Source organism: Anaerotruncus massiliensis (ex Togo et al. 2026) (assembly GCF_900199635.1).
GTDB lineage: Bacteria > Bacillota > Clostridia > Oscillospirales > Ruminococcaceae > Anaerotruncus > Anaerotruncus massiliensis.
This window is the reverse complement of the sequence record NZ_LT962687.1, coordinates 722087-739625: the sequence shown is the minus strand read 5'-3', so window position 1 is coordinate 739625 and position 17539 is coordinate 722087. Positions and strand designations below refer to the sequence as shown.

General features: G+C 63.4%; 21 protein-coding genes. 6 read left to right on the top strand and 15 right to left on the bottom strand.

Annotated features, from left to right (window positions below; all coding sequences use genetic code 11):
• Positions 1–6 precede the first annotated feature (6 nt).
• From C1A13_RS04115 to C1A13_RS04085, 7 genes are all read right to left on the bottom strand, one after another.
• Positions 7–621 carry a 5-formyltetrahydrofolate cyclo-ligase gene (locus tag C1A13_RS04115; RefSeq protein WP_101549370.1) on the bottom strand — a complete coding sequence of 205 codons (615 nt, stop codon included), beginning with the start codon at positions 619–621 and terminating at the stop codon, positions 7–9.
• The gene (locus C1A13_RS04110; protein WP_101549368.1) at positions 609–1154 is read right to left on the bottom strand and encodes a DJ-1 family glyoxalase III; all 546 of its coding nucleotides are present in this window, start codon (positions 1152–1154) and stop codon (positions 609–611) included. The genes C1A13_RS04115 and C1A13_RS04110 overlap by 13 nt, the downstream gene beginning before the upstream one ends.
• A gap of 53 nt (positions 1155–1207) precedes the next feature.
• Positions 1208–2083 (bottom strand): GNAT family N-acetyltransferase, encoded by an 876-nt coding sequence (locus C1A13_RS04105; protein ID WP_101549366.1) that lies wholly within the window; start codon positions 2081–2083, stop codon positions 1208–1210.
• A 4-nt stretch (positions 2084–2087) separates the two neighbouring features.
• Positions 2088–3002 carry a DUF2156 domain-containing protein gene (locus C1A13_RS04100; RefSeq protein ID WP_101549364.1) on the bottom strand — a complete coding sequence of 305 codons (915 nt, stop codon included), beginning with the start codon at positions 3000–3002 and terminating at the stop codon, positions 2088–2090.
• A gap of 3 nt (positions 3003–3005) precedes the next feature.
• On the bottom strand, positions 3006–3677 hold the full coding sequence (locus C1A13_RS04095; protein WP_101549362.1) for a dTMP kinase: 672 nt from the start codon (positions 3675–3677) through the stop codon (positions 3006–3008).
• A complete protein-coding gene (gene thyX / locus C1A13_RS04090) occupies positions 3674–4465 on the bottom strand; it encodes an FAD-dependent thymidylate synthase (RefSeq protein WP_101549360.1) in 792 nt (263 codons plus the stop codon). The genes C1A13_RS04095 and thyX overlap by 4 nt, the downstream gene beginning before the upstream one ends.
• 109 nt (positions 4466–4574) lie before the next feature.
• Positions 4575–5369, bottom strand: a complete 795-nt coding sequence (locus C1A13_RS04085; protein ID WP_101549358.1) for a hypothetical protein — start codon at positions 5367–5369, stop codon at positions 4575–4577.
• A 287-nt stretch (positions 5370–5656) separates the two neighbouring features.
• Between C1A13_RS04085 and C1A13_RS04080 the strand changes: the two genes are divergently transcribed.
• The 3 genes from C1A13_RS04080 to C1A13_RS04070 are packed head-to-tail and all read left to right on the top strand — an operon-like array spanning position 5657 to position 6826.
• Positions 5657–5962: a phage holin gene (locus C1A13_RS04080; RefSeq protein WP_101549356.1), complete on the top strand. Its 306-nt coding sequence runs from the start codon at positions 5657–5659 to the stop codon at positions 5960–5962.
• The gene (locus C1A13_RS04075) at positions 5956–6618 is read left to right on the top strand and encodes an N-acetylmuramoyl-L-alanine amidase (protein ID WP_101549354.1); all 663 of its coding nucleotides are present in this window, start codon (positions 5956–5958) and stop codon (positions 6616–6618) included. The genes C1A13_RS04080 and C1A13_RS04075 overlap by 7 nt, the downstream gene beginning before the upstream one ends.
• Position 6619: 1 nt before the next feature.
• Complete coding sequence (locus C1A13_RS04070) at positions 6620–6826, top strand: hypothetical protein (RefSeq protein WP_101549352.1); 207 nt, start codon at positions 6620–6622, stop codon at positions 6824–6826.
• A 97-nt stretch (positions 6827–6923) separates the two neighbouring features.
• On the opposite strand, the gene C1A13_RS04065 is transcribed toward C1A13_RS04070, so the two are convergent.
• From C1A13_RS04065 to C1A13_RS04040, 6 genes are all read right to left on the bottom strand, one after another.
• Entirely contained in the window at positions 6924–7148 is a 225-nt protein-coding gene (locus C1A13_RS04065; RefSeq protein WP_101549350.1) for a hypothetical protein, read from the bottom strand.
• 141 nt (positions 7149–7289) lie between these two features.
• Positions 7290–9653 (bottom strand): ATP-dependent helicase, encoded by a 2364-nt coding sequence (locus C1A13_RS04060; protein WP_101549347.1) that lies wholly within the window; start codon positions 9651–9653, stop codon positions 7290–7292.
• A 137-nt stretch (positions 9654–9790) separates the two neighbouring features.
• Positions 9791–10969, bottom strand: a complete 1179-nt coding sequence (locus tag C1A13_RS04055) for a sodium ion-translocating decarboxylase subunit beta (RefSeq protein WP_101549345.1) — start codon at positions 10967–10969, stop codon at positions 9791–9793.
• A gap of 19 nt (positions 10970–10988) precedes the next feature.
• Complete coding sequence (locus C1A13_RS04050; protein WP_101549343.1) at positions 10989–11456, bottom strand: OadG family transporter subunit; 468 nt, start codon at positions 11454–11456, stop codon at positions 10989–10991.
• A gap of 228 nt (positions 11457–11684) precedes the next feature.
• Positions 11685–12659, bottom strand: coding sequence for a galactose-1-phosphate uridylyltransferase (galT, locus tag C1A13_RS04045; protein ID WP_101549341.1), 975 nt, complete (start codon positions 12657–12659; stop codon positions 11685–11687).
• A 58-nt stretch (positions 12660–12717) separates the two neighbouring features.
• Positions 12718–13998, bottom strand: a complete 1281-nt coding sequence (locus C1A13_RS04040) for a galactokinase (RefSeq protein WP_101549339.1) — start codon at positions 13996–13998, stop codon at positions 12718–12720.
• 210 nt (positions 13999–14208) lie between these two features.
• Between C1A13_RS04040 and C1A13_RS04035 the strand changes: the two genes are divergently transcribed.
• The 3 genes from C1A13_RS04035 (at position 14209) to C1A13_RS04025 (ending at position 16315) form a co-directional block, all read left to right on the top strand.
• Positions 14209–15060: an AraC family transcriptional regulator gene (locus C1A13_RS04035; protein WP_101549337.1), complete on the top strand. Its 852-nt coding sequence runs from the start codon at positions 14209–14211 to the stop codon at positions 15058–15060.
• 11 nt (positions 15061–15071) lie between these two features.
• The gene (locus C1A13_RS04030; RefSeq protein ID WP_101549335.1) at positions 15072–15953 is read left to right on the top strand and encodes a mechanosensitive ion channel family protein; all 882 of its coding nucleotides are present in this window, start codon (positions 15072–15074) and stop codon (positions 15951–15953) included.
• Between the two features lie 179 nt (positions 15954–16132).
• Positions 16133–16315, top strand: coding sequence for a hypothetical protein (locus C1A13_RS04025; RefSeq protein WP_101549332.1), 183 nt, complete (start codon positions 16133–16135; stop codon positions 16313–16315).
• Positions 16316–17018: 703 nt separating this feature from the next.
• Here C1A13_RS04025 and C1A13_RS04020 read toward each other — a convergent pair.
• Positions 17019–17282, bottom strand: coding sequence for a spore coat protein (locus C1A13_RS04020; protein WP_101549330.1), 264 nt, complete (start codon positions 17280–17282; stop codon positions 17019–17021).
• 8 nt (positions 17283–17290) lie between these two features.
• A complete protein-coding gene (locus tag C1A13_RS04015) occupies positions 17291–17473 on the bottom strand; it encodes a spore coat protein (RefSeq protein WP_101549328.1) in 183 nt (60 codons plus the stop codon).
• Positions 17474–17539 lie beyond the last annotated feature (66 nt).

Sequence of the window (17539 nt, the reverse complement as noted above, 5' to 3'; positions counted from 1 at the left end):
AAACCGTCATTTCTTTTTTTTGCGTTCCGCCCCCGCCGCCTGCGGGACAAAAAGGCGCGCCTCGGTGACGATCAGGTCGACCGGCACGTCGTACCGGCCCTTCCACAGGCTCCTGCGCAGGTTCTGCGCGTAGACCAGCCCGATCTTCGGGCCGGGATAGACCGACAGGAACCGGTCGTAATACCCCGCGCCGTACCCCAGCCGGTACCCGGCGCGGTCGTAGGCGAGCGCGGGCACGAGGCAGACGCTCCCCGAAAAGTCGGTGAGCCGGCGGCACCGCTCCCGCACCGGCTCGAGCACCCCAAAGGTCTGGCGCGCGAGGTCGTCCATCGAGGAAATTTCGTAGAATTCCATCTCGTGGGTGCCCTCGACGCAGCGGGGCGCGGCCACCTTTTTGCCGTCCGCGAAGGCGTGGGAGATGAGACGCAGCGTGTCCACCTCGATGGGCAGCGAGACATAGGTCAGCAGGGTGGAGCACGCCGCGTATTCCCGCAGCGCGAGCACCCGGGCACAGATCTTTTCATCCGCGGCCGCCTTCCAACTGGGCTCCAGCGCCCGCCGCCACGCCTTGATCTCCCCGCGCAGCCGCATTTTGAGCGGCCGGATGTCTATTCCCTGCATTGGATCGACCCGCGGATGGCGTCGGACGCCTCTTTCCCGGCGAGCAGCTCGACGAGCTTGAGCCCGAACTCCACGGCCACGCCCATGCCCCGCCCGGTGACGTACCTGCCGTCCACGCAGACGTAGGCGTCCGCCGGGATATTCGCGCCGCGCAGCTCCTTCTGGAAGGTCGGGAAGGAGGTCGCCGTGCGCCCCTCAAGCAGGCCGCGGTGGCCCAGGATCGAGGGCGCCGCGCAGATGGCGGTGATCCACCTGTCGTGTTCGGCGGCGTAGGTGATGCAGTCCTGCACCTCTCCGCTCGCCTCGAGGTTGGGGGTTCCGGGGATGCCGCCCGGCAAAAAGAGCAGCTCCATCGCCTCCTTGTCCACCTCGCCGGCGGTGACGTCGCACACGACGGGCACGCCGTGCGCGCTCGTGACGGTCCTGCCGCCCACCCCCGCCGTGCGCACCTCCAGTTTGGCGCGCCGCAGCACGTCGACGACGGCGAGCGCCTCGACCGTCTCAAATCCATCGGCCAGAAATACATAGATCATCTGTCAGCACCTCGATCGGTTAAAATATGGATACCGCCCGGCGGGCGGCGCGTTCAGTCGAGCACCAGGTTCAGGTAGGGCGCCCCGCCCCCGCCGCCGAACACCCGCTCGCGCGCCTCGGGGTCGTACCAGCAGGTTACGCCCGCCGGCACCCGCTCGAGCGGATAGGGGCAGTCGAGGTCGAGCGGCAGGCGCAGGTGGTACTCGTCGGCGCCGAACTTGTGCTGGAGCACCGAGAGCGCCGTGCCGGCGGCCATCCCGTCGAGCGCGAGCTCCTTGACGTTCACCCTGCCGCCCTCCATGTGGCAGACGGCGATGGCCCGCGCGTCGCCGATCGTGATCGCCAGCGTCTCGCCGCCGCCAAAGGCCGTCTCGGTCATCCGGTAGGCGAGCGCGTCGCCGTCCCAGCGCACGAACATCGTGCGCCCGGCGAACGCCCGCTCGCGGATCTGCATAAACTCCAGGGGGTCGGCCTCGCTGATGAAAAAGCTGCCCGCAAAGGGCGCGATCTCCTCCCGCCCGACGACCGCCAGCCCGGAATAGAACTCAGTGTCGAACCCGCGCTTGCCGTAGAAGTTGTAGAGCGCGGCGCTCGAGGGCACGAGCACCGACAGCTTGACCCCCTCGGCGCGCAGCACCCTGTGGGCCGCCTCGAGCATCCGCGTGCTGATCCCCCGCCCGCGGTAGCTCTCCTTGGTCGCCACCGCGTAGACGTACCGCGCGGGCAGGATGCCCGCCCGCGTCACCACCGTCATCGGCAGCAGCGAGAGCATCGAGACGGGGTTCTCCCCGTCCATGAAGACCATCGTGTGCCGCGCGATGTCGTGGCTCGCGAAATAGAGGTCGACATACTCGTTGCTGTCGCCGAAGCATTCGCGCCACAGCTCTTTCAGCCGGGCGCGCATTCCTTCCTCCGCAAACCGGATCATACCGTCACCTCCCGCCCGAGGGTTCTTTCAGCACGGCTTCAAACTTTTCGAGGAGGATGGCGGGCCTGTAGGAGAGCTTCGCCTTGCGCAGCCCCTCGTCCCCCACGTCGTCCTCCCGGTTGACATATTTGTAATCCGCGCAGTTGTGCGCGGCGAACTGCTGATTGATCATCGGATAGGCGCCCGCGATCGACGCAAACGCCTTTTCGATGTGCACGATGAAGGTGTCCGAATTGAGCGGCAGGCCCATCGTATAGGCGATCACCCCGCCGTCCAGCCGGAGCAGCCCGCCCCGGAGCCCCAGCGCGGTAAAGTTGTCGAAGCAGTTTTTGACCGCGCAGGTCTCCTCCGCCAGGCTCGGGTCCTCGCCGCAGCCGTTCTCCGCGCACCACGCCACATTCATCCGCCAGCATTCGGGCAGATTTTCGGGCGTGACCGCCTCATAGGCCCAGCGGCCCTCGTTCTCCGCCAGAAAGCGGTTGACGAAATTCCGTTTGCCGTGCAGCTTTTTGCCCGACAGGGTGATGAGCTTTTCACTCTCGTAGAGGTAGTCGAAGTTGTCGCGCGCCTCCGAAAAGGCAAACCGCCCGGGAAAGAGGGCCTCCAGCGCGGCGGTCCCCTCGCGGGGAACGCCGTTCATGTGGAAGGGGACCCCGAGCTCCGCCGCGTCCGCGACGAGCGCGTCGACGACCGGCCTGAGGTCGCCGCTGCCCGCCGGGTAGAGGTAGGAGTACGCGCCGCCCTCCCGGTGGGAGCGCACGAGGTAGTAGTCGTTCATCCGCGCGACCTCGATGTGGTAGATCGTGCGGTAGATGAAATTGTTGGTAAAGGTGTATTCGCTGCCCCTCAGGTTCCCCATCCGGAGCAGCGGGTCGATCCATTCCTTGTCCGCAAGGGTGATTCTTCTGAAATCCGGCATAGCTTATAAGGACCTTTCTGTTGGGTTGACCGCCCGCCGGACCTCCTCGGCGATCTCCTCGACCGGGAAGGCGCGGCGCTCGTCCGAGCAGCGCACCACCCGCCAGCCGAAGTGTTCGGCGGCGTAGAGCGCGCAGACGCGGCACCGCCGCATATAGGCGAAATTCGCCTCGTGGATGTCCCGCTTCGACTCGTCCCCGTGGTAGCGGCCCGACAGCAGCGCCCGCGAAACGTCGGGATGCATGTCCAGGTAGACGACCGCGTCGGGGCGCGGGAGGCCGAGCTTCCCGTATTCAAAGTCCTCCATCCACGCGTGGAAGGCGGGCCATTCATCGGGGGGCAGCTTGGACATCTGGTGGATGAGATTGGAGGTCGCGTAGCGGTCGGCGACAATAGTATGCCCCGAAAGGTAGTCCGCCTTCCAGAACCGCTGGTAGCTCGCGTAGCGGTCGACCGCGTAAAAGCTGCTCGCGGCGTAGGGGCCGACGTCGTCGGCCTGTCCGAATTCGCCCGAAAGGTACATCTTGACGAGCGCCGACGACGGCTCGGCGTAGTCGGGGAAGCTCACCGCGCGCACCGGCACGTTCTCCCGGCGCAGCCGGTCGCAGAGGAGCTTTGCCTGCGTCTGCTTGCCCGAGCCGTCCAGCCCGTCGATGACGATCAGCCTGCCGGTCACGCCCGTCCCCCCTGCTTGAGCTTCGCGATGTGCCCGCGCACCTCCTGCGGCTTTCCACAGCTCATCTTGCCCTCGCGGCAGCCGCCGCGGCAGCAGGACGGCCCCGCGCCCGAAAAGAGAGTCGGCGCGACCGCGCTCACGAGCGCGAGCATCTGGTCGGCGACCGCCCGGATCTCCCACTGGGCGCGGTTGCAGCAGCGGTGCGCGAAGAAGTTATAGAGGCTGCGCGCGTTCATCGTGACGATCATCTTGGTGTCGCACGCGTTGGGCAGCACGAAGCGGGCGTCCTCGATCGCCAGCTTCTCCGCCTTTTTGGCGGCTTCCTTCTCCTCCATGCCCTCCGCGACGAGCGCGGCGGCGCGGCGTTTTTTGAGGATCGCGGCGATGCGGTCGTAGCTCTCCTGCGCCGCCTCCATCGCCTCCTCGAACTCGGAGAGCGCCTCGTCGTCCGCCTCGATCTCGGGCGGCAGGACGTAGTCGAACGCCTTCTCCCGCACGTACCGCTGGCTCTGCACGCTGTAGGAGGCCATGCGGTGGCGGGTGATCTGCGCGAGGAAGGCGCGCGAGACCCCTTCGATGCCGAAGGTGAAGCTCGCGTGCTCGATCGGGCTCTCATGGCCGATCTCCGCCAGCATCTGCACGAAATCGGACGCCTTTTCCTCGGTGAGGTTGTCCATCAGATCGCCGAGGGACGCCGAGGAATAGCACAGCTTGGCCGCCGAGGCGACCGTCTTTTCCGGGTTGGGGGTATGGCTTAAAAGGGTGACTTTGGGCTGTACCTTTGGCATTGCGCATCCTCCTGTTTTTAAAAAAACGTCCGCGTCCGGCGGGGCGGAGCCCCGCTTCACAGGGGTTCATCCGCCCGCGCCGGACGATATCCGTCGCCGGGTTTTCGGTTTAAAGCTGATCCGCTTCGGAGAGCTTCGGCGGGAAAAACTGGTTGAGGGGGAATTTGATCTTGCGGAAGACCTCGCAGGGGTCCTCGGTGGAATTGCTCGTGCTCTCCTTATCCGGCACCGCGTAGTCGTAGGCCGGGATCATCATCTGCACGCTGCGCTCGAGCTGGACGATGGTGAACAGCCCGATCGTGATAAGTACCACCTTTTCCGGCTTGCAGACCGCGAAGTCGCCGTCGAACAGGTTGCAGATCGAACCGGGCAGGGTCACGCCGGACTCAAACGCACGGCCGCAGCCGCACTCGACCAGCTTGCTGTCGAGGCACATCGGGTCGACCACATGGACGCTCGCCTTGGGCATGTTGGTGTTGTCGTGGTCGATGCCGCCGCGCGGGTCGGTCGAGTTGTAGACCTTGACGTTCCCGTCGGAGCCGTAGAGGATGACCTTCTTGGAGAAGGCCGCGATTCCCACCACATTGGCCGGAGGGGCCACCGGGGAGGTGTAGGCGCTGACCGTCACTTTGAAGAAGAAGGTGAGATCGACCGAGTAGAAGCCCTTGTTGAAGGGCACCGGCTCGACGTCGAGGTAGACGGTGATGATTTCCACGTCTTTGCATTTGATGCTCATCGCGCTGTCGATCACCGGCTGGGCGCGGTCAGTAAAGAATACCTGCAAATCCGTCAGGCAGTCCTTATCGGTGCAGGAATCATAGATCCTGCCGGCATCTATGCATACTGCTTCCTTGAAACAGTTTGCTCCGGTCGCGGTAACAGGAGCTGTTCTTTGCTCTGCCATATGAATCCTCCTAGTTATGTTTTGAGCTGTACTCAATACATTTTATGAGCGATTCGTCTTTTTGTGCATCGGCAGAGAAATTTTCGTTCCGTCCCTATTTTATCATGCCAAAAGACATCCGTCAATTTACCCTTCCCGCGCTTTTGGGCTGTCCGGATTATCTCCCCCTTCGGCGTAAACCGGCGTTTTTCCCCTGTTTGGGAGGGCCGTTTTCTTGATAACAACCATAGGTTGTGATACAATAAAATTGCAGGGAACGATAAAACCGGTCAAGAAGGGGGAATCTGATGAAAATCAATTGGGCCGTGCGGTTCCGGAATCCGCTCTGGTGGGCGCAGGTCGCATGTGCCGTACTGCTGCCCATCCTCGCCTATTTCGGCCTTTCGTGGGAGGACATGACGCGCTGGGCCGCACTCGGGGCGCTCTTTGTGCGCGCCGTGCAGAACCCCGTCGTCGTGGTGTCGGTGCTCGTGAGCGTCTTTAACGCGGTGGTCGACCCGACCACCGCGGGCGTCGGGGACAGCCGCCTCGCGATGACCTACGCGGCCCCGCGCCGGGACCGCCGGACGGATGGGAGGGAAGCGCGATCGTAAAAATCTGCCTTGACCCGGGGCACGGCGGCGCCGACCCCGGCGCGGTGCTCAAAAGCCGGTACGAGAAGGACGACGTCCTGCGCCTCGCGCGCGCCCTCAAGCCCCTGCTGGAGGCGCAGGGGCTCGGCGTGGTGCTCACCCGCGATTCGGACGCGGCCCTGCCGATCGCCGAACGCTGCCGCATCGCCAACGAGGCGGGCTGCGCCTACTTCTTGAGCCTCCACCGCGACGCGGCGGGCCCCGCCGCGCGGGGCGTCGGCCTGTGGGTGCACAGCGGCGCCGACTGGCCGACCGTGCAGAAGGCGCAGGACATCCTGACCGAGCTGCTCGCCGTCACGCCGGTGCGGGACCGGGGGGTGCGCAAGGGGACCCCGCAGAACTACCGGGATTTCGGCGTCAACACGGGCACCGTCATGGCTTCCGCGCTGCTCGAGCTGGGCTTCCTCACCAACGAAGAGGACAACACCCTGTTCGACCGCTATCTCCCGCAGTACGCCGAGGCGGCCGCGCGGGGGCTCTGCCGGGTGGTGGGGATCGCCTACCGCGCCCCCTCGGCCGGGGACGTGCCGCGGGACCCGGCGCGGGAGACGGTCCGGGCCGCGCTCGACGAATTGGCCGCGGCGCTCGAAAACGCGCGCCGCAGACTGGGGGTGTGAGATGGACTGCTCCAAGAACCAGCCGTGCGAATCGCTGCGCGCGCTGGAACAGAAGGTCGACGGGAAGTTCCGGGAATACGACGAGCGGCTCGGGGACGGCGAGGTGAGCTTCGCCGTCATCAAGACCAAGCTCAACCTGATCCTCGGCATCCTCGCCGCGATCGGTGGGTGCCTCGTCCCGGTCCTGCTCAACCTGATCTTTTCATAAGGCGGGGAGCGGTCTCCTCCCTCCCCCGCCCGGCAAAAAACCGGGGCCGCGTTTTACGCGGCCCCGGTTTTTTCTTCATTGAACCATATGTACCCGTTCAGGCGCTCACCAGCGAATCGCCCATCAGCTCCCGGTAGCGCCGCTCCATCTGCCTGGCCTGGTAGCCGAGCAGGGCGGTCTCACCGTCCAGCCGGACAAGCGCGGGAGAGCTGTAGGGCTCGCCGTTTTCCAGCAGAGCGCCCATCTTCCTGCGGTTGTTCCCGATCTTTTTCCACCTGTTCTCGATTTGGACCGCGAGGATCCATTTTTTGATTGCGTTCATCTGTTATCCCGTCCTTGACTTTTTTCGACAGCGTTATCTTTCGTTCGCTGCAATTACATTATACGCTCTGTAATTGGCGGAATCTGTCGAATCGGAGAAGGGCGTTTTTAACAAATCGTGAACATTCGACCAAAAAACCCGTTAAACCTTCTTCAGGCGGGCGAATTTCGCCATAACCTTCTTGGTTCCGACACCGTCGAACGCCACCTCCACAAGGTGGTCGTTGCCCATCGGCGTGACCGAGATCACCATGCCGCCGCCGAACACCTTGTGTGTGACCCCGTCCCCCGGCCGCAGGTCGAAGCCCTCGTCGGGCGCGGGCTGGCGGCCCACCCCCAGCATCCGGTCGCTCTCGGAGTAGCGGGGCTTTTTCGCCGGCATGGCGGCCGCCTGCTGGCGGCGGAGCAGCGTCTCGTCCTCCGACTCGCACAGCTCCGGCGGAATCTCCGCCAAAAACCGCGAGGGGCGGTTGCGCATCGTCTGCCCGAAGAGCATCCGCTGCGCCGCGTCGGAGATGTAGAGCTGCTTTTTGGCGCGGGTGATCGACACGTAGGCGAGCCGCCGCTCCTCCTCCACCTGCGCGGGGTCGTACATCGCCTGCACGCCCGGAAAAATCCCCTCCTCCGCGCCCGCGATGAAGACGGTGTCGAACTCGAGCCCCTTGGCCGAGTGCATCGTCATCAGCACCACCGCGTCGTCGTTCGGGTCGTATTTGTCGATGTCGGTGTAGAGGGAAATCTCCTCCAGGAAGCCGGAGAGGGAGTGCTCGGCGTTCTCCTCCTCATAGCGGTTCATCGTGCTCTTGAGCTCCTCGATGTTCTCGATCCGCGTCTGGCCCTCAAAGCCCTCCGCTTGGAGCATCGCAAGGTAGCCCGTCCGGTCGAGCAGCTCGTCGAGCAATTCGCCCAGCGGCAGCGTGTCCGCCGCCTCCATCAGCCCGCGCATCATCGCCGCGAACGCCATGAGGTCGGCGGTCTTGCGCCCGAGGGAGGCGTATTCGTCCGCGTGCTCGAGCACGTCGAACATCGCCGCGCCCGTCCCGGCGGCGATCTCCGCCACCGCGTTGACCGTGCTGTCTCCGATCTTCCGCTTGGGCTCGTTGATGATCCGCCGCAGCCGCAGCGAATCCGACCGGTTGCTCAGCACGCTCAGATAGGAGACGATATCCTTGATCTCCTTGCGCTCGTAAAAGCGCAGCCCGCCGATGATACGGTAGGGGATGCCCGCCTTGACCATGCCGCGCTCGAGCATCTGCGACTGGGCGTTCATGCGGTAGAGCACCACATGGTCGGAATACTTCGCGCCCGCCTGCACGTTGGCCTGGATCGTGTCGCAGATGAACTGCGCCTCCCCGTTTTCGTCGGCGGCGCGGTGCACCCGCACCTTGACCCCCTCCCCGTTCTGGGTCCAGAGGGTCTTGCCCTTGCGCTCGGTGTTGTTCGAGATGACCGCGTTGGCCGCGTCGAGGATCGTTTCGGTGCTGCGGTAGTTCTGTTCCAGCCGGAAGACCTTCGCGCCGGGGAAGTTGTCCTCGAACTGGAGGATGTTTTCGATCGTCGCGCCGCGGAATTTATAGATGCTCTGGTCGTCGTCGCCGACGACGCAGAGGTTCCCGCTCTCGGAGGCGAGCAGCCGCACAAGCTCGAACTGCGCGCGGTTGGTATCCTGGTACTCGTCCACCATGATGTAGCGGAAGCGGTTGCGGTAGTAGTCGAGCGCCTCGGGGAACTCCTTGAAGAGCCGCACCGTCAGCATGATGATGTCGTCGAAGTCGACCGCGTTGGCGTCCTGGAGCTGCTTCTGGTAGATCGCGTACACCTTGGCGACGACCTGCTTGTAGTAGTCGTCCCCCACGCCGGCCTCGTAGCCGCCGGGGGTCAGGAGCTCGTCCTTCGCGCGGCCGATCGCGGAGAGCACCCCCTTGGGGGCGAACCGCTTGTCGTCGATGTTGAGCTCCTTGAGCGCGCCCTTGATCACCCGCAGCGAGTCGTCGGTGTCGTAAATCGCAAAGCTGCGCCCGTAACCGAGCCGCTCGATCTCGCGCCGCAGGATGCGCACGCACGCCGAATGGAAGGTCGAGGCGCCCACGTCGTCCGCCGTCCGCCCGAGCATCGCCGAAAGCCGCTCCCGCAGCTCCCCGGCGGCCTTGTTGGTAAAGGTGATCGCGAGGATGTTCCAGGGCATGACGGTGTGGCTGCGGATGAGCGTAAAGGCGCGGTCAGAGTCCCAGCTCTCCCCGTCGGCGTACTCCTCGAGGAAGGCGACGTCCTCCGCCGTGACCTGCTCGGGCATCCAGGTGCTGTGATAGGCGTCCCCGAAGAGCACCATGTTCGCGATGCGGTTGATGATGACCGTCGTCTTCCCGCTGCCCGCGCCCGCCAGGATCAGCACCGGGCCGTTCAGCGTGTAGACCGCCTGCTTCTGCATCGGGTTCATCCGGGAAAAGAAGTCGTCGATGATGCGGCGCCGCGCCGCTGTGTAACGGTCTTTCAGCGATAAATCCATTGCGTTTCCCCACACATTCCGTTGTTTGGCCGGGCGCGTCCCGCGCCCGCGGCAACTACAGTATACCACATTTCCCGACCCGTGGGAACGTAAAAAAAGGCGGCCCGCATGGGCCGCCTTTTTATCGATATCGAACATTACTTGAGGATGGAGAGCAGGACGCCCGCGGCCACGGCGGAGCCGATAACGCCGGCGACGTTCGGACCCATCGCATGCATGAGCAGGAAGTTGGTCGGGTTCTCCTTCTGGCCGACCTTCTGCGAGACGCGCGCCGCCATCGGGACGGCCGACACGCCGGCGGAACCGATCAGCGGGTTGATCTTGCCGCCCGAGAGGACGTACATCAGGTCGCCGAGCAGCACGCCGCCCGCGGTACCGAACGCGAACGCGATGAGGCCGAGGACGATGATGCCGAGGGTCTGCGGGGTGAGGAACCGCTCCGCGCTCGCCGTCGCGCCGACGGTGACGCCGAGGAAGATGGTGACGATGTTCATCAGCTCGTTCTGCGCCGTCTTGTTGAGGCGGTCGACCACGCCCGACTCACGGAAGAGGTTTCCGAGCATGAGCATGCCGATCAGCGGGGCGGTGTCGGGAACGAGGAAGGATACCAGGATTGCAACGAGGATCGGGAAGACGATCTTCTCGAGCTTGGAGACGGGGCGCAGCTGCTCCATCCGGACGGCGCGCGCCTTCTTGGTGGTGAGCAGCTTCATAATGGGCGGCTGGATGATCGGGACCAGCGCCATATAGGAGTAGGCCGCGATGGCCACCGAGCCGAGCAGGTGCGGAGCCAGCTGGGTCGTCGTAAAGATCGCCGTCGGGCCGTCCGCGCCGCCGATGATGCCGATCGAGCCGGCCTCGGCGGGAGTAAAGCCGAGCGCCAGCGCGCCGAAGAAGGCGAGGAAGATGCCGAGCTGGGCGGCCGCGCCCATGAGGAAGCTCTTCGGGTTCGCGATCAGCGGACCGAAGTCGGTCATGCAGCCGACGCCGAGGAAGATCAGCGGCGGGTAGATGCCGAGCTTGACGCCGAGGTAGAGGTAGTCGAGCAGGCCGCCGCCGTTGGCGAGCATCTCCCACGCGATATGCCCGGTGTCGTTGATGAAGATTTCAGGGTGGTACATTCCCGCCATCGGCAGGTTGGTCAGCAGCATGCCGAACGCGATCGGCAGCAGCAGCAGCGGCTCGAAGCCCTTGCGGATCGCAAGGTACATGAGCACGAAGGAAACCAGGATCATCAGGGCCTGCCCGCCGGTCAGGTTCAGGAAGCCCGACTTGGACACGATCGTCTGGACCGAGTCCGCAAAAATTTCAAACATTGTCTCTGCCCTCCGTCAATCAAAAAGGTTGGGTGTTCTGCATCATGCCGGCCTGCGCCCAGGAGGTGCGCTCCCGTGCGCGGCGGATGCTGCGCAGGACAAAGCCGCCCTCAGCCGCGGGCTGGCCGCTTTCGCCGCCGCCGAACATCGAGGCGACCGCCGCCGAAATCACCGCGATGATATCGTCTCCGATACCCTCCTCGACGATCGGCTGGATCACCATGGTGGAGGCCGGAGCCGGAGCCGCCGGCGCGGCGGGCGCCGGAGCCGGGGCCGCCGCCTGCTGCGGGGCCGCCTTGGGTGCCGCCGGTGCGGCGGGCTTGGGGGCCGCGGCGGGCTGCGCCGGTTTCTTCGGCGAGCCCAGGCCGGTGGAGACGAAGAGCTTTCCGATCAGCCAGACGATCAGCGAAAGACCGATCAGCGCCACAAAGACGACCACCAGACCCGTGATGATGACTGCGCCCGCAAGGGTAAAATCAATATTCATGCCCATTCTCCTTGCTATATATTTGGTAAAATGATACAGGAAATTGGTTTCTACAAAAAATCGAAACCAGAACTAAGTATACTATATCTTGCGGGTATTTGCAACGCCTTTACGCCGCAATTTTGAAAAAATTTTAACAAACATTTCATGAAAAATCCATCTCCCCCGCCCAAAAAGACAAAGCGGCCGTCCTCCCGGGCGGCCGCTTTGTGGGAGCTCCACAAGCGCTTATTTGAGGGTGTCCATATACCGCCCGTACGCCTCGCGAAGCTCGGCGGCGGTCTCCTCGGGACGGGTCGGGTTGCAGTGCGCCCACGCGCCCGTTTCGCTCGAGGCGTTGAATTTGACCTTGTCCGCGCTGCGCATCGGCGGGAAAAACTCGATGTGGAAGTGGTAGCTGTCCTTCACATCCGGGCCGTTCACCGGGGCGTTGTGCATACACATCATATAGGGGAACTTGTAGCCGAAGAGGCTGTCGAGCATGCCGACCGTGTGCTTGATGGTGACGGCAAGCGAACGGCGCTCCCCGGGGGTGAACTCGAGGAGGTTCGACTTGTGGGAGTTGGCGAAGATGTACACGCCGTAGGGGTACTCGGTGAAGAAGGGCAGGAAGACGGTAAAGTGCTCGTTCTGGAAGATCACCCGCTGGCCGAACTTTTGCTCCTCGGCGAGCATGTCGCAGAAGAGGCATCTGCCCTTTTCGGCGTAGTATTCGCCCGAAGATTTGAGCTCGAGCTGGAGCTTCTTGGGCACGAAGGAGTAGCCGTAGATCTGGCCGTGCGGATGGGGCATCGTGACGCCCACCGCCTCACCGCGGTTTTCAAAGATGAAGACGTATTTGATCTTTTCGTCCTGCGAGAGCTTTTCGAACCGCTCGCACCACAGGTCGACCAGCTTCGCCATATGGTCGTCCGACAGTTCGGGGACCGTGGTCGTGTGCCCGGGCGAATAGAGGATGACCTCGCATTTGCCGTAGGCGGGCGCGGTTTTGAAGAAGTCGTTCGCCACGTCGTCCGGCTCGGGGGGCGTCTGGCTCAGCGCCGGGAAGTCGTTGTCGTATTCGAGCACGTCGTAGTGGTCCGGCACCTTGCCCGAGCCCGGGCAGAAGGGGCACCAGTCCTTGGGCATCTGCGGGCGCGCCTGCCGGTGGGAAGCGATCATGACCCAGTCCTGTGTCAGGGGATGCCATCTTAATTCAGCCATTCTGATTCCTCCTGTATGTATCTGATCGGTGTGTCGTTTCCTGTTAACCGGGCGCGCCTTACAGGGCGCAGAGGTCCACTCCGCCGACCGGGCGGATGGAGAGCACGTGGCAGTGGTTCGCGCCGAACACCGCCTCCATCGCGGCCTTGTAGCCGTCGAGCAGGTCCTCGGGGACGAACGCCTGGATGGTCCCGGCGAAGCCGCCGCCGTGGACGCGCCACGCGCCGCGGCCGGCCAGCAGGTGCTCGCTCATCGCGAGCGCGAGGGAGAGGCCCTGCTCGTCGGGGTTCTTGCAGGTGTAGACGTTTTGCAGGTACATGTAGGAGGAGCGCCCGCTCTCGATCACAAGGCGCTTGAATTCCTCAAAGTCGCCCGCCCTGAGCGCGGCGACCTGCCTGGGCACCCGGTCGTTGTCCGCGTAGAAGTGGAAGGCGCGCAGCAGGGCGCGGTCGGTGCACTTGCCGCGCAGCGCGGGCAGCGCCGCGTAGAAGGTCTCCGGCGCGACGTCGCGCAGCACCTTCCCGCCGAGCGCCTCCGCCACCGCGCGCATCTCGACCGGCGCGGCGGCGTAGTCGCCGGTGAGGTCGGCGTGGTTGCCGCCCGTGTCGACGACGCAGAGCTTGTAGCCCGAATGGGCGAAGTCGAAGTCCACCTTTTCAACGACGGGCTTCTCCGGGTTTTGAAAGTCGATCGTGATGAAGCCGCCCACCGAGCAGCCCATCTGGTCCATGAGGCCGCTCGGCTTGCCGAAATAGGCGTTTTCGGCGTACTGGCCGATCTGGGCGATCTGCACCGGGGTCGCCGCGCCGCCCGCGTAGAGGCAGTTGAGCATCGTGCCGACGATCGTCTCGAACGCGGCTGACGAGGAGAGGCCGGAGCCCTTGAGCACGCTGGAGGTGGTGTAGGCGTCGAAGCCGCCGATGCGGTAGCCGAGGGCGACAAACTTGGCGGCCACGCCGCGGATGAGGGAGGCGGCGGTGTTCTTTTCACACTCCCGCACCGACACGTCGGAGAGGTCGATGGTGTCCATCGGGAAGCCCGCCGACTGAATGCGGATGACGTTGTCGTCGTTCCTGCCGGCCACCGCGATCACGTCGAGGTTGACGCCCGCGGCCAGCACCCGTCCCTGCTGGTGGTCGGTGTGGTTGCCGCCCACCTCGGTGCGCCCCGGGGCGCTGAAGAGCCCGACCTCCCGGCCCGCGCCGAAGAGCTTTTCAAACTCCCCCACCGCGGCCTCATAGCGTTCCCGCTGTAGCGGCGCCTTTTCGCTGTAGAGATAGTCGAACGCCCGGTCCAGCCCGCCGGAAGTGATCCTGGATCGCATCTCCTGTGTCTTCATACCATTTCCTCCATCGTTTTGTCGTGTCGCCGGTCCGTTTCCGATGGGGCCCCGCCGCGCGCGGGGCCCTCTCAATATCTGTAATTTTAGCTTAACGCAAATTGTACGGAATTTCAACACAAAAAAGTCCCATTTTTATGGACGATTGTTGCAGTAAATCGCCTTTTTGATTATACTAATTAGGAGACGCAAAATAAAGGGGGCCTTCCAATGGCAGACGGTATCTTCAAACACTCCTATAAGACCAAAACGCGCGAAAGCCTGCCCATCGCCATCTATAACGCCGGCGTGCAGCAGTGCGAGCCCTCCCACACCTGGGGGCCCGGCCTGCGGGACCACTTTCTCGTGCACCACGTCATCTCCGGGCGCGGCAGCTACACCGCCGGCGGCGTCACCCATGAGGTGGGCGCGGGCGACACCTTCATCGTCTACCCCTCGGTCATCGTGACCTACCGCGCGGACGACGCAGACCCGTGGGAATACTGCTGGGTGGGTTTCAACGGCGCGGAGGCCAAGCTGCTGATGGCCCAGACCCCCTTTACCCGCGAAAAGCCGGTCGTCCGCTTTGAGGACCCGGCCGCCATCGAGAGCGCCATCACCGGCATCTACCGCGCCTCCGGCACCACCCCTGCCAGCGAGCTGCGCGCCATCGGCCTGCTCTACCTCTTCCTCGCGCTGCTCACCGAGCAGCCGGGCGCGCCCGCGCCCGCCGCCGGACTTTCGCTCGAATATGTCGAGAGCGCCATCCGGTTCATCGCGCACAACTACTCAGGCTCGATCGACGTCAGCGACATCGCCGCCTCGGTCGGCATCAGCCGAAGCCACCTCTACCGGGTGTTCATGCGGCATATCGGCACCTCCCCCAACGAATACCTGACCAAGTTCCGCATCTCCCAGGCGGTGGAACTGATCGAGCGTTCCTCCCTGCCCGTCTCGGCGGTCGCCGCGTCGGTCGGCTATGACGACTCCCTCTACTTCTCCCGCGTGTTTAAAAAGATCACCGGCGTATCCCCCTCCTCGTATATCAAAAAATCCGCCTCCCACGCCGGGAAGGCGGATTGAAAGGAGCCCTCATGGAAACCATCGACACCTCCTCCGCCGCCTCCGAAATCCAGGAGGTGGTGAACGCCCTCACCAGCATGCCCTCCGACACCCGGTGGAACTACCTGTGGCACAAATTTCTCGACTTCGCCCCCCGCCTGCTGACGGCGCTCATCATCCTCGCGGCCGGCATCCTGCTTGTGCGCTGGATCTGCTCCTTCTCCCGCAAAATGCTTAAGCGCTCCAAGCTCGACCCCACCCTGCATAATTTCATCGTTTCAATCATCTGCGCGGTGCTCTATATCGTGCTCGGCATCATCGTCGTCACCGTGCTCGCCCCCTCCGCCGCCGGGTCGCTCATCGCCCTCTTCGGCGTCTTCGGCCTGGCGGTCTCGCTGGCCGTCAAGGACTCCCTCGCGAACCTCGCGGGCGGCATGTCGGTGCTCTTTACCAAGCCCTTCGCGCTCGGCGACTATGTCCGCATCAACGGCAACGAGGGCACCATCCAGGAGATCCGCCTCAACTACACGATCCTGAAGACCTTCGACAACAAGGTCGTGCACATCCCCAACGGCGACGTGGCCAAGGCGGAGATCGTCAACTTCACCTATGAGCCGACCCGCCGCCTCGACCTCGTCTTTTCGATCGGCTACGGCGACGATTTTGAGAAGGCCAAGCGGATCATCCGCGGCGCGCTCGGCGACAACCCCCTTGCGCACCGGGATCCCGAGCCGGTCGTCCGCATGTCCGAGCACGGCGACTCCGCGATCAAGATCGCCTGCCGCGTATGGGTGGACACACCCGACTACTGGACGCTCAACTTTGACCTGCTCGAGGAGGTCAAGCGCCGGTTTGACGCGGAAGGCATCTCGATCCCCTACAACCAGATGGACGTTCATCTGCACGGCAAATGATAAAACGCCTCGCGGCCAGGCCGCGAGGCGTTTTTGTCAGCTTCCGAAACCGTTTCCCTATGTAGAAGCTGTAACTCCATTATAATTAATAATCCCCATGTTTACAATATTAATATCTTGCAAAATAAGGTGTATATATTCGTGCAATTTGCATCTACAATAATAATCAGGTGATGCAGATGCTCGAAATAAAAAAGCAGGATCCCGAGAAAGTAAACAAAACTTTCCGTTTGCCCAAAAGTCTGGTTGACCGGATGGAACAAATTGCTCAGGCTAAAAATATTTCACTCAATGCGCTTGTTGTGCAGTTTTTTGAGTACGGGTTGGCTCATCTCAAAGCAGACACCGATGAGGTTGAATAAGGGAGCGGGGAATATCCCCGCTCCCTTTTCGTTATGGTTTGTGGCATACCGCGCTCCGGCGGCGGGCTTGGATTTGCCGCTCATTGAGCGGTGCAGTTGCCGGGTCCCGCCCCGGCGGGCGGCCCCATTTCTTGTACGGACAAGAAATGGGGGAAAGAAGCCGCAGGGGGCTGCGCCCCCTTGACCCCCACGCCGCCTCCGGTTGTCCTTCGGCCAAAGTCGGCGGCGCCCTGCCACGGATCAGCGGACGAGCCTACAGCATCCCGCCTGCCGCCGCGCCGCGGGCGCAATGCCTCTGCCCGAGAGTCTCCGGAACCGTACCGGAAGTGCGCCCGGGGAGGCACGACCGCTTTTGCGTGGCGCGCAACGCCCACGGGGAGGCGGAAAACTGCGCGGCTTTGCCGCGCACGCGCGCAAGGCGCGCGAACGCCCGGAACGGGGCGTTGTTTTCCGCCGTATGTCCCCGACGAGCCTTCCGACAGCCGTTGTTGGGAGCGCCCGCAACCAGAATTGTGCCCACAGCTGGTGTACCCGTGGGGAGTGGCGGTAGTTCGCGGGTCTTGGCAAGGTACTCCCGGGGATTCCAAAGGACCCGGCGGAGGGTCCTTTGGCGTCCTTCTTTGGTGACTTTCTTTGACGTAAAGAAAGTCACTCGCCGCCGGTCGACTACCGGCAAGCTACACCGCTCCCCGAGCGGCAAGATTTAGCCCTGCGCGTGCTGCTGCTTACACTGGTCGATCTTCTTCTGCGGGGCGGGCTCGGTCTGGTACCAGCCGCGCTTGACCATCTCGTCGAAGACCTCGTGCTGAATCTGGTGTTCCTCATTGAGGATGTTCATAAGCTCGCTCATGACGGCTGGCGACGCGCATTCGTTCGCGAAGGTGTTGTAGCCCTCGGTGACGAATTTCTGGCTCGAAAGCACGTCCTCCATCATTTCACGGTCGCCGAACAGTTTCTGCTGGTTCATACGCCCTCCTACCCCAGCTGCTGGAGCAGCCGGTCATAATGGTTTTGGTGTTTCGCGGAGTTCTGTTCAAACTGGGTCTTGAGCTGCGGGTCGGTGGTCATCTGGGCATAAAGCGCGAACTTTTTGACGAGCGTCTGTTCCACGCCGAGCTGGTCCTCGATGGCGGAAAGCTCTTTGGACGTCAAAGGCATAAAAAACAACCTCCTTCAATTGGGATACCTAAAGTATTCCAACCAAAGGAGGCAAATATACGATTG

Excerpts from the sequence above, each read along its gene's own strand:
- C1A13_RS04115 (WP_101549370.1), bottom strand. The coding sequence starts at position 621 with ATGCAGGGAATAGACATCCGGCCGCTCAAAATGCGGCTGCGCGGGGAG.
- C1A13_RS04110 (WP_101549368.1), bottom strand. The coding sequence starts at position 1,154 with ATGATCTATGTATTTCTGGCCGATGGATTTGAGACGGTCGAGGCGCTC.
- C1A13_RS04105 (WP_101549366.1), bottom strand. The coding sequence starts at position 2,083 with ATGATCCGGTTTGCGGAGGAAGGAATGCGCGCCCGGCTGAAAGAGCTG.
- C1A13_RS04100 (WP_101549364.1), bottom strand. The coding sequence starts at position 3,002 with ATGCCGGATTTCAGAAGAATCACCCTTGCGGACAAGGAATGGATCGAC.
- thyX (WP_101549360.1), bottom strand. The coding sequence starts at position 4,465 with ATGCCAAAGGTACAGCCCAAAGTCACCCTTTTAAGCCATACCCCCAAC.
- C1A13_RS04085 (WP_101549358.1), bottom strand. The coding sequence starts at position 5,369 with ATGGCAGAGCAAAGAACAGCTCCTGTTACCGCGACCGGAGCAAACTGT.
- C1A13_RS04080 (WP_101549356.1), top strand. The coding sequence starts at position 5,657 with ATGAAAATCAATTGGGCCGTGCGGTTCCGGAATCCGCTCTGGTGGGCG.
- C1A13_RS04070 (WP_101549352.1), top strand. The coding sequence starts at position 6,620 with ATGGACTGCTCCAAGAACCAGCCGTGCGAATCGCTGCGCGCGCTGGAA.
- C1A13_RS04065 (WP_101549350.1), bottom strand. The coding sequence starts at position 7,148 with ATGAACGCAATCAAAAAATGGATCCTCGCGGTCCAAATCGAGAACAGG.
- C1A13_RS04060 (WP_101549347.1), bottom strand. The coding sequence starts at position 9,653 with ATGGATTTATCGCTGAAAGACCGTTACACAGCGGCGCGGCGCCGCATC.
- C1A13_RS04055 (WP_101549345.1), bottom strand. The coding sequence starts at position 10,969 with ATGTTTGAAATTTTTGCGGACTCGGTCCAGACGATCGTGTCCAAGTCG.
- C1A13_RS04050 (WP_101549343.1), bottom strand. The coding sequence starts at position 11,456 with ATGAATATTGATTTTACCCTTGCGGGCGCAGTCATCATCACGGGTCTG.
- galT (WP_101549341.1), bottom strand. The coding sequence starts at position 12,659 with ATGGCTGAATTAAGATGGCATCCCCTGACACAGGACTGGGTCATGATC.
- C1A13_RS04040 (WP_101549339.1), bottom strand. The coding sequence starts at position 13,998 with ATGAAGACACAGGAGATGCGATCCAGGATCACTTCCGGCGGGCTGGAC.
- C1A13_RS04035 (WP_101549337.1), top strand. The coding sequence starts at position 14,209 with ATGGCAGACGGTATCTTCAAACACTCCTATAAGACCAAAACGCGCGAA.
- C1A13_RS04030 (WP_101549335.1), top strand. The coding sequence starts at position 15,072 with ATGGAAACCATCGACACCTCCTCCGCCGCCTCCGAAATCCAGGAGGTG.
- C1A13_RS04025 (WP_101549332.1), top strand. The coding sequence starts at position 16,133 with ATGCTCGAAATAAAAAAGCAGGATCCCGAGAAAGTAAACAAAACTTTC.
- C1A13_RS04020 (WP_101549330.1), bottom strand. The coding sequence starts at position 17,282 with ATGAACCAGCAGAAACTGTTCGGCGACCGTGAAATGATGGAGGACGTG.
- C1A13_RS04015 (WP_101549328.1), bottom strand. The coding sequence starts at position 17,473 with ATGCCTTTGACGTCCAAAGAGCTTTCCGCCATCGAGGACCAGCTCGGC.